Consider the following 12853-nt stretch of genomic DNA (forward strand, 5'->3'; position numbering starts at 1 on the left):
ATGTCGGAAATTTCACTCGCCAAATCGCGCAGCGGCGTTCTCAGCGGCCTGCGTTGGGGGATGGAGCATCCCTCGCTGACCCTTGGCGGCATCATCGTCGCCTTAATCCTGGTATGTGCGCTCTTCGCGCCGTGGTTAAGCCACTACGATCCCTATGCGCAGGACCTGCTGAATATTCTCTCCGCGCCGTCGGCCGACCACTGGCTGGGCACCGATGACTATGGCCGCGATATCTTTTCCCGCACCATTTACGGCGCCAGGATCTCGCTGATTGAAGTGGTGGTCAGCGTGGCGCTGTCGCTACTGATGGGGCTGCCTCTGGGCATTATCGCCGCCCTGTGCGGTAAAAGTGTCGACCACCTGATTATGTGGGTGATGGATGTCATTTTCGCTTTTCCCGGCATCGTGCTGGCTATCCTGCTGGTCAGCGTCCTCGGCGCAGGGTTGATGAATATGCTGTTGGCGATCGCTATCTTCTCGGTGCCGGTTTACGCGCGTCTCAGCCGTAACCTTACCTTGGGCATCAAGAATATGGAGTACATGGAAGCGGCGCGGGCGCTGGGGATTGGCTACCGCCGACAGATAATTCACTACATTCTGCGTAATACCCTGGGGCCGATTACCGTGCAGGCGACATTGACCGGCGGCTCGGTGATCCTCGCCGCGGCTTCGCTGTCCTTCCTCGGCATGGGCGTGCAACCGCCGATGCCGGAGTGGGGGACAATGATGAGCGACGGGCGTAACTTCCTTGGCATCAGCCTGGGAATTTCGCTATGGCCGGGACTGGCTATTGTCTTTTCGGTATTGGGCTTCAACCTGTTGGGAGATGGCCTGCGTGATTTAATGGATTCGCGCCTATGAGTAACAGCGTGCTGTGTCTGGATATTGGCGGCTCCTTTATTAAAAGCGCGGTTTCTCAAGCGCCGGGGAAACTGGTTATGCCGCGCCAGCGGGCGATGCCGCTAAGCTCCTGGCCCGACTTCGTTTGCGCCGTGCAGGAGATTATCGCGCAATATGGCGATGCGATTAGTGAACAGAGTCCACTGGCGCTCTCCTGCGCCGGAGTGGTGGATGTCGCCAATGACCGTATTCTGTCGAGCAACATTCCGCCGTTCGCCGGTATTGATATTACCCAATCGCTGCAGGCTGAGTTTGGGCGTCCGGTGACGATGGCCAACGATGCGGACTGTTTTACCTTAGCCGAGGCGCGTTTCGGCGCGGCAAAAGATCTGCCGGTGGTGTTGGGCGTGATCCTCGGCAGCGGGATCGGCGGTGGGATTGCCATCAACGGTAACATCCTCTACGGCAATCAGGGAATCGGCGCCGAGTGGGGGCACGGACCCATTACGCGTACTCATCTACGGGGAATTGAGTTACCGCGGTTAACCTGCGGCTGCGGACAGCAGGGGTGTCTTGATACCCTTGGCGGAGCAAAAGGGATGCAGCGGCTGCACCAACTACTTAGCGGCCAGACGCTAAGCAGTGTCGAGATTGTAACGCGAGGCAAGGCGGGGGAAGAGACTGCGGTGTTGACCCTCGAAGTATGGCTCGATCTGGTAAGCGAACCGTTGGCCCATACGGTGAACATTCTCGGGCCGCATAAAATCGTCGCTGGCGGCGGGCTGGCGGGTGAAACGGCGTTGCTGGCGCGCCTTGATACAGCGTTGCGGGCAAAGATTCTGCTGAAGAGCGCTGAGCCACTACTGGTCGCCGGGCAATTTAGTCGCGAAGGGGGATTACTGGGGGCATCGGTGCTGGGCTGGGAAAAATTTTAGCCAGGAATGTGGCAAATCTGACGGAAGCTTCTAGGATTAGAGCCTATCCCAGTAGGCGTAATTGGCGCAGCCAGTTTGAACACGGACAGCGCGCAGAAACCGGAGCGTACACGTAGTACGTGAGGATTTCGAGCACTGCCCTGGTTCAAAATGGCAAGTAAAATAGCCCTAATGGGATAGGCTCTTAGTCTGCTTATAAAAATGGAGTAATAACCATGTGCACCAATTTACACGATAACGCCCGCCGCTATGCGGAAGAGAAAAAATGAACGCTTCCTGCTAATCCTGCCCTGCGCCCGCCCAGACGATGGCAAGGGTTAATACTGTGGATTAGCCGACGACTGATACGAACTAATAAGAACCCGCCAATGGCGGGTTCTCCCTTTCTGATGGCCTGAACAACTTACTTGAGCATTTTGTTATAGACGTAAAAATCCATATCACGTACGAAGCCGCTACGCTCGTATAACGCCTGCGCTTTAGTATTATCGGTTGCCGTGCTGAGCATAATAAATGCGGAATCACTCTCTTTTGCCAGTTGTTCGGCACGGGCAATCAGTTGCTGCGCCACGCCGTGCTGGCGGGCAGACTCATCAACGTACAGATCGTAAAGCAGCCAGATGCGCTTCATTTCCAGCGAGCAGAACAGGGGATAGAGCTGGGTAAAGCCCACCGCTTTGCCGTCCACTTCTGCGAAGAAAATGACCGACTCATTCAGTTGCAGGCGCTTAAGGATGAACTCCCGCGCCTGAACGAGATTTTCTTCGACCTGATAGAAACGACGATAGGCGAGATACAGCGGCAGGACGGTATCGACATCCTGGGGCTGGGCTTGATAAATATTCATACTAAAACCTCATTACAATTACGGATGTAATTGTAATACAAATATGATCAGCTGTCGCCAAACGCGCTATGCTGCGTATTTGTTAGGCGATTGCGACGATTGCGGGAGGCGAAATTCAGCCGAATAGCGTACCTTATGGATTATTCACGCTTTTTACAGGCATGCATTAATGGAGGTTCAGTGGACGCGATTAAGGGCTCGGAGCTGAAAGTGCCGGACGCCATCTTTGCATGGGTGCTCGACGGGCAGGGCGGCGTAAAGCCGCTGGCTGATAACGATAATATCGATAAGAGCAATCCCTGCTGGCTACATCTCAATTATACCCATACCGACAGCGCCGACTGGTTAGCCGCCACGCCGCTGTTGCCGAATAACGTTCGTGACGCGCTGGCCGGGGAAAGCACTCGTCCGCGGGTGACGCGCATCGGCGATGGCGCGCTGATTACCTTGCGTTGTATCAACGGCAGCACCGATGAACGCCCCGATCAACTGGTGGCGATGCGTCTGTATATGGACGAGCGGCTGATTGTCTCTACCCGTCAGCGCAAGGTGCTGGCGCTGGATGACGTGCTGGGCGATCTGCAGGAGGGCAACGGGCCGACGGATTGCGGCAGCTGGCTGGTGGAAATCTGCGATGCGTTGACCGATCACGCCAGCGAGTTTATCGAACAGCTGCATGACCGGATTATCGACCTTGAAGATGACCTGCTCGACCAGCAGGTGCCGCCGCGCGGATTTCTGGCGCTGCTGCGTAAGCAGCTCATCGTGATGCGCCGCTATATGGCTCCCCAGCGCGATGTCTACGCCCGTCTTGCCAGTGAGCGCTTGCCGTGGATGAGTGACGATCACCGTCGCCGGATGCAGGATATTGCCGACCGCCTTGGCCGCGGTCTTGATGAGATTGACAGCTGTATTGCCCGTACGGCAATCATGAGCGATGAAATCGCGCAGATTATGCAGGAGTCGCTGTCGCGACGGACTTACACGATGTCGTTGATGGCGATGGTTTTTTTGCCCAGCACCTTCCTGACCGGACTGTTTGGCGTCAACCTTGGCGGTATCCCGGGTAACAGCTGGCATCTTGGTTTTTCGATATTTTGCGTAATGTTAGTCGTTCTAATCGGTGGTGTTACCTGGTGGTTACATCGTAGTAAATGGTTGTAAGAAATTGTCTTTTCAGGCGATTTTGCCGCTGAAACCCCGGCAATATTTGAGCGAAATCAATAAACCATCTACCCATTCAGGGCAATATCTCTCTCGCAGGTGAATGCAACGTCAAGCGATGGGCGTTGCGCTCCATATTGTCTTACTTCCTTTTTTGAATTACTGCATAGCACAATTGATTCGTACGACGCCGACTTCATTGAGTCGGCTTTTTTTTTGCGCTCTGCCAGCTAACTTCTACGCTTAAAGAATAGTCCTGTAAAGAGAGGGGATAAACTATGCGTAACCTGGCGCTTTCCTTGCAGTCGATACCCATCGGCCCTGAGCCCAACGACCCGGTGCCCGTACCCGATCCGCGGCCCCGTCCGCACCCGCTTCCCGACCCGCCGCCGGACGATGATCCGATTAAATTGTCGCATCAAGAGCGGAGATCTGCGAGGATACGCGCCTGCAGATTGTCCGCCCTTTAATGCGAGAAAACATTGTGACCGCTTTTTCAACACTGAACCTTTTGCCCGAAGCTCAACTGAACAACCTTAACGAACTGGGATACCACGCGATGACGCCGGTGCAGGCCGCCGCATTGCCGGCTATCCTGGCCGGGAAGGATGTGCGCGTACAGGCGAAAACCGGCAGCGGTAAAACGGCGGCCTTTGGTCTGGGATTGCTACAGCACGTTGACGCCGGTCTGTTCCAGACCCAATCACTGGTGCTGTGCCCGACCCGCGAACTGGCGGATCAGGTCGCTGGCGAACTGCGTCGCCTGGCGCGCTTTTTGCCAAATATTAAAGTATTAACCCTCTGCGGCGGCCAGCCTTTCGGAGCCCAGCGCGATTCCTTACAGCACGCGCCGCATATTATTGTCGCCACGCCTGGCCGCCTGCTTGACCACCTGCAGAAGGGGACCGTATCGCTGGATGCGCTGCAGACGCTGGTTATGGATGAAGCCGATCGTATGCTCGATATGGGCTTCAGCGATGCTATTGATGAAGTGATTCGTTATGCGCCAGCTTCGCGCCAGACATTACTGTTCTCCGCGACCTGGCCGGAAGCTATCGCCGCCATCAGCGGCCGGGTGCAGCGGGATCCGCAGACGATTGAAATCGATAGCGTTGATGCGCTGCCGTCTATTGAACAGCAGTTCTTCGACGTTTCGCAAAGCGGTAAAATCAAGCTGCTGCAAAAATTGCTCAGCCAGCATCAGCCGGCTTCCTGCGTGGTATTTTGTAATACTAAGCGCGACTGTCAGGCGGTATGCGATGCGTTGAATGCTGCCGGCCAGAGCGCGCTGTCGCTGCATGGCGACCTGGAGCAGCGTGACCGCGATCAGACGTTGGTGCGTTTTGCCAACGGTAGCGCGCGCGTACTGGTGGCGACCGACGTTGCGGCGCGCGGCCTGGATATCAAATCGCTGGAGCTGGTGGTTAACTTTGAACTGGCGTGGGATCCTGAAGTTCACGTTCACCGTATCGGGCGAACCGCTCGCGCAGGTGAAAGCGGCCTGGCGATTAGTTTCTGCGCGCCGGAAGAGGCGCAGCGCGCTAACATTCTTGCTGAAATGCTGCAGATCAAACTCAACTGGGTTAACGCGCCGGCGGGTAATAATATTGCGCCGCTGCAGGCGGAGATGGCGACCCTGTGTATTGATGGCGGTAAGAAGGCGAAAATGCGTCCGGGCGATGTGCTGGGGGCGTTAACTGGCGATATGGGGTTTGATGGCGCCGATATCGGTAAGATCAACGTTCATCCCGCGCATGTTTATGTCGCTATTCGTCAGGGCGTGGCGCAAAAGGCCTATAAGCAGCTGCAAAACGGCAAGATCAAAGGCAAGTCCTGCCGCGTACGTTTGCTGAAGTAAGGGCGGCAAGTGACGGTCTCCGGCGGTTGCCGGAGACGCGTTGCGTATTATTTTACTTCAACCACATTCAGACGCAGTTCATCTAACTGAGCGTCTTCTTCTTCCGGCTGCCAGCCCGCAGGCTGCAGCGGAATCTCTTCGCGGTCAAAGGCCAGATCGCCGCCGTCAACTACCGCAGAACCGTGTGTGATGGATTTAAAATCAAACAGATTGACGTCGCTCAGGTGCGACGGCACCACGTTCTGCATTGCGCTAAACATGGTTTCGATACGGCCAGGATAGCGTTTATCCCAATCGCGCAGCATATCGGCGATCACCTGACGCTGCAGGTTAGGCTGGGAGCCGCACAGGTTACAAGGAATAATCGGGAAGCCTTTGGCCTGCGAGAAGCGTTCGATATCTTTTTCGCGACAGTAGGCCAGCGGGCGGATAACGATATGTTTGCCGTCATCGCTCATCAGTTTCGGCGGCATACCTTTCATTTTGCCGCCGTAGAACATGTTGAGGAACAGCGTCTGCAGAATATCGTCGCGGTGATGGCCGAGCGCGATTTTGGTTGCGCCCAGTTCGGTCGCCGTACGGTAGAGAATGCCGCGACGCAGACGAGAACACAGTGAGCAAGTGGTTTTGCCTTCCGGGATTTTCTCTTTAACGATGCCGTAAGTGTTCTCTTCGACGATCTTGTACTCAACGCCCAGCTGTTCCAGATAGGCCGGCAGAATGTGTTCCGGGAAGCCCGGCTGTTTCTGATCGAGGTTAACGGCCACCAGCGAGAAAGAAATAGGCGCGCTTTTCTGCAGGCTACGCAGAATTTCCAGCATGGTATAGCTGTCTTTGCCGCCGGAAAGACAGACCATAATGCGGTCGCCATCTTCAATCATGTTGAAGTCGGCGATCGCCTCACCGACATTGCGGCGCAGACGTTTCTGCAGTTTGTCGATATTGTATTTTTCTTTTTTGCTAATTTCTTGATTTTGCAGCATTTAATAGTGGCTCAATTCATAGTGTGGCATCAGAAGAGCACGCGTTGTGCCAGTCGCTGGATCAATTCCCGCTGGCGCGTAGCAATGAGTGAGGTCTGATAGAAAACCGTGGCGTGTATGGTACGGATTCGGGGGGGCAATGTCAGCATCTTTCCGGCACTTTAATCCGCGAGGAGTAAAGATAATAAAGCCCGCCGGGCGGCGGGCTTGCGATTACCTGACGACCAGCACCGAGCACTCGGCATGGCGCACCACCGCCGCGGCGTTAGAGCCGAGCAGATAAGTGGTGATGTCCGGGCGATGCGAGGCGATAATGACCAGGTCGGCGGGCAGCGATTCAGCCAGCGCCAGAATCTTATCTTTTGGCGAGCCCTCGGCAACATGGAAATGCATTCTGTCTTCCGGAATGGCGAAGCCTTTTGCCAGCTCACGCAACTGTGCTTCCGATTCGGCGCGCAGTTCATCCATAGCCGGCAGTTCAGCGGTATAGGCCATACCCAGAGAGGCGTAGTAGGGTAGCGAAGGGATAACGGTGAGGAAATGCACCTGCGCGTCATCGACGCGTGCTTCGGATTCAACGTGGCGGATCACACGTTGAGTAAATTCTTTATCAGAAATATCGATGGGTACCAGAATCATTCTACTCATAAAACCTCCTGTTTTAATAACCACCAAAACAGTATGCCATCAGGATTGAGGTTCTACTATAGCGTGAATCACAAATTGGTACGACAACTGGCAATTTATTGTTGGTTTAAGTGAAGCGCCCGCCGTGAACGGCGGGCGCAAGCATTAGAACTGATATACCAGACCCAGTGCTACGATATTGTCGGTAGAAATACCGTTGTCTTTATAGAAGTCGTCATTGCCGTCGAGCAGGTTGATTTTGTAATCAACGTAGGTAGACATATTACGGTTGAAGTAATAGGTCGCGCCGACATCCATATATTTAACCAGATCTTGATCGGCATACTGACCTTTGTAAACCAGATCTTTACCTTTGGATTGCAGGTAGGAAATTGCCGGACGCAGGCCGAAATCGAACTGATACTGTGCGGTTACTTCAAAGTTCTGCGTTTTATTAGCAATGGTGCCGTTCTGATTGCCGTACGGCGTCATGTTACGGGTTTCTGAATACATGGTCGCCAGATAGATGTTGTTCGCATCATATTTCACGCCTGCGGTCCAGGCATCGGCTTTATCGCCGCCCGCGGTAGACTGATGGGTCTGTTCGTTGGTGCGGTCAGAAGAACTGTAGGCCGCGCCGAGGCTGACGCCCATACCTAAATCATAGGTAGAGGAGATACCGAAACCGTCGCCGTTGGAGTTTTTCACGCTGCGGCCATCGCCGTTAGCGGTTCCTTCCTGGCTGGCGGAAGAATTAAATTCATGGCTGGCTTGGTTTTCGTTTTTACCCTGATACTGGAGCGCGAAGTTCAGGCCGTTAACCAGGCCGAAGAAATCGCTGTTACGGTAAGTTGCGACACCGTTGGCGCGGCCGGTCATAAAGTTGTCGGACTGGGTATAAGAGTCGCCGCCGAACTCTGGCAGCATATCGGTCCAGGCTTCTACGTCGTACAGGACGCCGTAGTTACGGCCATAGTCGAATGAACCGTAGTCACCCGCTTTGATCCCGGCGAACGCCAGACGAGTCCACGCCTGATCGCCAGAGCTTTCGGTGTTGTTAGCCTGAACGTTGTATTCCCACTGACCATAGCCGGTGAGCATATCGTTAATTTGCGTTTCACCTTTAAAGCCGAAGCGCAGGTAGGTCTGATCGCCGTCTTTACTGGAGTCGCTGGAGAAATAATGTAAACCGTCTACCTTGCCGTAGAGATCTAATTTGTTGCCATCTTTATTATAAATTTCTGCCGCGTGAGCAGCGCCGGCAGCCAATAATGCCGGGATAACCAATGCCAGTACTTTTCTTTTCATTTGGATATTCCTTTAACTTTTTTGTTTTAACTTCCTGGGTGGAAGTACGGCCATGCTAAAGGAGCGCATTCTGATATGATAAGTATCAATTGTTACAATATAAGTAAATTCTAAAGCAAATAAATATACAGTAATGACAATTTTCAGCGTGAATGTTTTGGGTTGATATATATAAAATAAAAATTATACAATATAGGTTGAATATCGTATTCTGCCTGCGTTATATGCCTTTATTGTCATTGAGAATTTATATTATTGCCGTCTCATTCATATTGAATGATTAATTTGTCGGAAAATGACAAGCCCGAATAGATTTACTATTCGGGCTTTTTTTATAGCGCCAGATTTCCGTCAGCCGGTTTAGCTTTCGGTTGTCGGTTTCTCCGCTTTACCTGCCAACTGGGCCAGGAAGTCATAGCGTTTTTGTAGATCGGCGGCCGCGTCTTTCCACAACTGCTCGGCTACTTCCGGCTGCTGGGCGTTAAGGCGGCGGAAGCGTTGCTCGTTAAGCAGCGTCTCAGCCAGCGCGTCTGATGGCGGGCGTGAGTCCAGCGCCAGCGGCAGCTTGCCTTCATCGGCGCGGCGCGGGTCGAAGCGATACAGCGGCCAGAAGCCGGTGGCCGTTAGCTGACGCATCTGGTCGTGGCTTAGCGCCAGGTCGTAACCGTGCTCCTCGCACGGGCTATAGGCGATAATCAACGAAGGACCCGGATAGGATTCCGCTTCCTGAATGGCTTTCACCGTTTGGTTAAGCTGCGCGCCGAGCGAAATCTGCGCCACATAGACATGACCGTACATCATCATGCTCACGCCGAGATCTTTGCGTGCCTTACGTTTGCCGTGCTCGCCAAATTTGGTGACCGCGCCGAGCGGCGTCGCCTTCGATGCCTGCCCGCCGGTGTTGGAGTAACACTGGGTATCGAGTACCAGGATATTGACGTTTTCCGTCAGGCTCAGCACGTGGTCAAGGCCGCCAAAGCCAATATCATAGGCCCAGCCATCACCGCCGATAAGCCAGACCGACTTCTCGACTAACGCATCCGCATCGATGAGCAGCTCTTCGGCCCCGGCGACGCCCGTCAGCGCCTGACGCAGATCGGCTACCTGTTCGCGGCGCGCTTCCGGCGTCGCTTGCGCATGTAGCGCGGTATTTAGTTCAGCCGGGAGTTTATCGGCAAATTCGCTCAACAACCGCATCACACGCTGGCGGTGTTGGTCGACGGTTAAGCGGAAGCCCAGGCCGAATTCAGCGTTATCTTCAAACAACGAGTTGGCCCACGCCGGACCGCGACCGTTAGCATCAGTGGTATAAGGCGTTGAGGGGAGGTTGCCGCCGTAAATGGACGAACAACCGGTGGCGTTGGCAATCAACATCCGATCGCCATACAGCTGGGTCAACAGTTTGATATACGGCGTTTCGCCGCAGCCCGAGCAGGCGCCGGAGTATTCAAACAGCGGACTAATCAGCTGCGAGGTACGAATATCAATACGCTCAAGTTTCGTGCGATCGATTTCCGGCAGGTTGAGGAAGTAATCGTAATTGACTTTCTCTTCTTCAACGTGCTCAAGGCGCGACATCATATTGATGGCCTTGATGTCCGGATTCTGGCGATCTTTCGCCGGACACACTTCAACGCACAGGTTGCAGCCGGTGCAATCTTCCGGCGCGACCTGCAGAACGTATTTCTGCCCGCGCATATCGCGGGATTTCACATCCAGCGAGTGCAGGCTGGATGGCGCGTTTTCCATTTCTTGCGGAGCGACCACTTTGGCGCGGATCGCCGAATGCGGACAGGCGGCGACGCAGTGGTTGCACTGGGTACACAGCTCTTCCTTCCAGATTGGGATCTCTTCGGCAATGTTGCGTTTTTCCCAACGGGTGGTGCCCATGGGCCAGGTACCATCTGGCGGCAGCGCGGAGACCGGCAGCGCATCGCCAAGACCGGCAAGCATCGCTGCGGTGACGGTTTTGACAAAGTCCGGCGCGGCATCGGAGACCACTGGCGGACGGTTGGGGCTACTGGCGTTAACCGGCTGCAGCGGCACTTCCGCCAGCGATTCGCGGGCCAGAGCCAGCGCCTGCCAGTTGCGTTCCACCAGCTCCTGGCCTTTGCTACTGTAGCTTTTGGCAATCGCGCCCTGTAGCTCGGCCAGCGCGCTGTCGCCCGGCAGGATTTGGGTTAAATGGAAAAAAGCCATCTGCATAACGGTGTTGATGCGCGCGCCAAGGCTGCACTCGCGGGCGATTTTCGCCGCGTTGACCACATAAAAACGTGCTTGCTTTTGATTCAGCGCGGCCTGTACTTCCTGTGGCAGGCGCGACCATACCTCATCAGCGCTGTAGGGCGTATTGAGCAAGAAAATGCCGCCGGGCTTCAACCGTTCGACCATCTGATATTTGTCGATAAATTGCAGCTGGTGGCAGCCGACGAAATCGGCCTGCGAGATAAGGTACGACGAACGGATCGGTTTTTCACTGACGCGTAGATGCGAGACGGTCAGGCCGCCGGCCTTCTTCGAGTCATAGACAAAATAGCCCTGTGAGAACCACGGCGTGGAATTGCCAATAATCTTGATATTGTTTTTGGTCGCAGAGACGCTACCGTCGCTGCCGAGGCCGTAAAACAGCGCTTCCAGCTTCGCTTCTGCCGGTAGCGTATTTTCCGCCAGCGGCAGCGAAAGGTTCGTCACATCATCGTAAATGCCAACGGTAAAGCGGGGTTTTGGCTGTGCGGCCTGTAATTCATTAAAGATAGCCAGCACGCATTCCGGGCCAAACTCTTTGGAGGAGAGGCCATAGCGGCCGCCAATAGTACGCGGTAGCGTTTCGCGCTCGCCGCGGTTGAAGGCTTCCGCCAGCGCGGTCATCACGTCGAGGTACAGCGGTTCGGCAAGCGCGCCGGGTTCTTTGGTGCGATCCAGTACGGCAACCGCGCGGGCGCTCTCCGGCAAGGCCTGCAGCAGATGCGCGGCGGAGAACGGCCGATAGAGGCGAACTTTCAGCACGCCGACTTTTTCCCCACGGCTCAGCAGTTCATCAACAACCTCTTCACAGGTACCGATAGCGGACCCCATGATGACAATAACCCGTTCCGCCTGCGGGTGGCCGTAAAATTCGAACGGTTTGTACTGACGACCGGTTGCGGCGGCGAAATCATTCATCGCCGTTTCTACGTGCTCATATACCGCGTCGTACCAAGGGTTGGTCGCTTCACGGGACTGGAAATAAGTGTCCGGGTTGGCTGATGTACCGCGAATGACCGGATGCTCCGGGTTAAGGGCGCGTTGGCGATGCTCGGCGATTTTATCCTGCGGCAGCAGGGAGCGAATGGTGTCATCCGCCAGCGGCGCGATTTTGTTGATTTCGTGCGAGGTGCGGAAACCATCGAAGAAATGAATAAACGGCACCCGGCTTTGCAGCGTGGCGATATGGGAAATCAGCGCGAAGTCCTGCGCTTCCTGGACGCTGCTGGCGCACAGCATCGCGCAGCCGGTCTGGCGCACGGCCATCACGTCGGAATGATCGCCGAAAATTGATAGTGCGTGAGTGGCGACGGTACGGGCGGCGACGTGCAGGACAAAGGGCATCAACTGGCCGGCCAGCTTGTATAGCGTTGGGATCATCAGCAGCAGGCCCTGCGATGACGTAAAGGAAGTGGAAAGGGCGCCGGTCTGCAGCGCGCCGTGCACGGCGCCGATAGCCCCGGCTTCCGACTGCATTTCGACCACGCGGGGGACGTCGCCCCAGACGTTTTTCAGCCCATCGCCAGACCAGGCATCGGCCTGCTCCGCCATCGTTGAACTGGGCGTAATCGGGTAGATGGCGATAACTTCACTCGTGCGAAACGCGACTGAAGCGACCGCGCCATTACCGTCAATCGTAATCATAAGAAGACACCCTTACATTGCGCAAAAAGAAGGGACTCGTGAAACGGCGACGAGTCCTGTTGTTATCTCCATATTTTAGCAAACGCCCGCCGCGACCATTTTCGCATTTGTGTCCTTGGGAATGTCCTTATCTATGTTTGGATCAATTTTTTGGCGGAAAAACAGAAAAGTGTCTGGCCAGAGGGCTCAAAAGGTAGTGACGGATACCGGCGATGCACCACTTAAATAAAGCAAAATATATTTTTAAATTTAATAGCTTTTAGCCAACCGGCAATCGCATGATATTTATTTGCTGCGGTGAATTCCCCTCTGCGGCGGAGCGTTCAGTTCAGTCTCCTGTTGGCGAAAATTAGCACGCGAATTAGTTCGAACTGGCTAATTCACCGGGAGGCACCCGGCACCG

The 12853-nt window shown here is 54.8% G+C and carries 10 protein-coding genes; 5 read left to right on the forward strand and 5 right to left on the reverse strand.

Annotated features, from left to right (window positions below):
- On the forward strand, positions 1-861 hold the full coding sequence (locus ACSEMK_RS19650; protein WP_087859443.1) for an ABC transporter permease: 861 nt from the start codon (positions 1-3) through the stop codon (positions 859-861).
- Positions 858-1775: an ROK family protein gene (locus tag ACSEMK_RS19655; protein ID WP_430915373.1), complete on the forward strand. Its 918-nt coding sequence runs from the start codon at positions 858-860 to the stop codon at positions 1773-1775. Before ACSEMK_RS19650 ends, ACSEMK_RS19655 begins: the two co-directional genes overlap by 4 nt.
- A 403-nt stretch (positions 1776-2178) precedes the next feature.
- Here the strand turns inward: ACSEMK_RS19655 and ACSEMK_RS19660 are convergent, their stop codons facing one another.
- On the reverse strand, positions 2179-2622 hold the full coding sequence (locus ACSEMK_RS19660) for a GNAT family N-acetyltransferase (protein ID WP_435336631.1): 444 nt from the start codon (positions 2620-2622) through the stop codon (positions 2179-2181).
- A 180-nt stretch (positions 2623-2802) separates the two neighbouring features.
- Between ACSEMK_RS19660 and zntB the strand changes: the two genes are divergently transcribed.
- The 3 genes from zntB (at position 2803) to dbpA (ending at position 5644) form a co-directional block, all read left to right on the forward strand.
- Positions 2803-3786 carry a zinc transporter ZntB gene (zntB, locus tag ACSEMK_RS19665; protein WP_045397470.1) on the forward strand — a complete coding sequence of 328 codons (984 nt, stop codon included), beginning with the start codon at positions 2803-2805 and terminating at the stop codon, positions 3784-3786.
- Between the two features lie 278 nt (positions 3787-4064).
- On the forward strand, positions 4065-4256 hold the full coding sequence (gene ynaL, locus ACSEMK_RS19670) for a proline-rich small protein YnaL (RefSeq protein ID WP_087859447.1): 192 nt from the start codon (positions 4065-4067) through the stop codon (positions 4254-4256).
- 14 nt (positions 4257-4270) lie between these two features.
- Positions 4271-5644, forward strand: coding sequence for an ATP-dependent RNA helicase DbpA (dbpA, locus tag ACSEMK_RS19675; protein WP_087859635.1), 1374 nt, complete (start codon positions 4271-4273; stop codon positions 5642-5644).
- 47 nt (positions 5645-5691) lie between these two features.
- Here the strand turns inward: dbpA and ttcA are convergent, their stop codons facing one another.
- From ttcA to nifJ, 4 genes are all read right to left on the reverse strand, one after another.
- Positions 5692-6627: a tRNA 2-thiocytidine(32) synthetase TtcA gene (gene ttcA, locus ACSEMK_RS19680; RefSeq protein ID WP_015366315.1), complete on the reverse strand. Its 936-nt coding sequence runs from the start codon at positions 6625-6627 to the stop codon at positions 5692-5694.
- A 213-nt stretch (positions 6628-6840) separates the two neighbouring features.
- Complete coding sequence (gene uspF / locus ACSEMK_RS19685; protein WP_316424027.1) at positions 6841-7275, reverse strand: universal stress protein UspF; 435 nt, start codon at positions 7273-7275, stop codon at positions 6841-6843.
- Between the two features lie 144 nt (positions 7276-7419).
- On the reverse strand, positions 7420-8562 hold the full coding sequence (gene ompC, locus ACSEMK_RS19690) for a porin OmpC (RefSeq protein WP_087859449.1): 1143 nt from the start codon (positions 8560-8562) through the stop codon (positions 7420-7422).
- A 360-nt stretch (positions 8563-8922) separates the two neighbouring features.
- Positions 8923-12450, reverse strand: a complete 3528-nt coding sequence (gene nifJ, locus ACSEMK_RS19695; RefSeq protein ID WP_316424026.1) for a pyruvate:ferredoxin (flavodoxin) oxidoreductase — start codon at positions 12448-12450, stop codon at positions 8923-8925.
- Between the last annotated feature and the right edge of the window lie 403 nt (positions 12451-12853).

It is taken from the genome of Klebsiella sp. K-3 (genome assembly GCF_051207495.1).
GTDB lineage: Bacteria > Pseudomonadota > Gammaproteobacteria > Enterobacterales > Enterobacteriaceae > Klebsiella > Klebsiella aerogenes.

Coding starts and splice junctions, on each gene's coding strand:
- ACSEMK_RS19650 (WP_087859443.1), top strand. CDS start 1: ATGTCGGAAATTTCACTCGCCAAATCGCGCAGCGGCGTTCTCAGCGGC.
- ACSEMK_RS19655 (WP_430915373.1), top strand. CDS start 858: ATGAGTAACAGCGTGCTGTGTCTGGATATTGGCGGCTCCTTTATTAAA.
- ACSEMK_RS19660 (WP_435336631.1), bottom strand. CDS start 2,622: ATGAATATTTATCAAGCCCAGCCCCAGGATGTCGATACCGTCCTGCCG.
- ynaL (WP_087859447.1), top strand. CDS start 4,065: ATGCGTAACCTGGCGCTTTCCTTGCAGTCGATACCCATCGGCCCTGAG.
- ttcA (WP_015366315.1), bottom strand. CDS start 6,627: ATGCTGCAAAATCAAGAAATTAGCAAAAAAGAAAAATACAATATCGAC.
- uspF (WP_316424027.1), bottom strand. CDS start 7,275: ATGAGTAGAATGATTCTGGTACCCATCGATATTTCTGATAAAGAATTT.
- ompC (WP_087859449.1), bottom strand. CDS start 8,562: ATGAAAAGAAAAGTACTGGCATTGGTTATCCCGGCATTATTGGCTGCC.
- nifJ (WP_316424026.1), bottom strand. CDS start 12,450: ATGATTACGATTGACGGTAATGGCGCGGTCGCTTCAGTCGCGTTTCGC.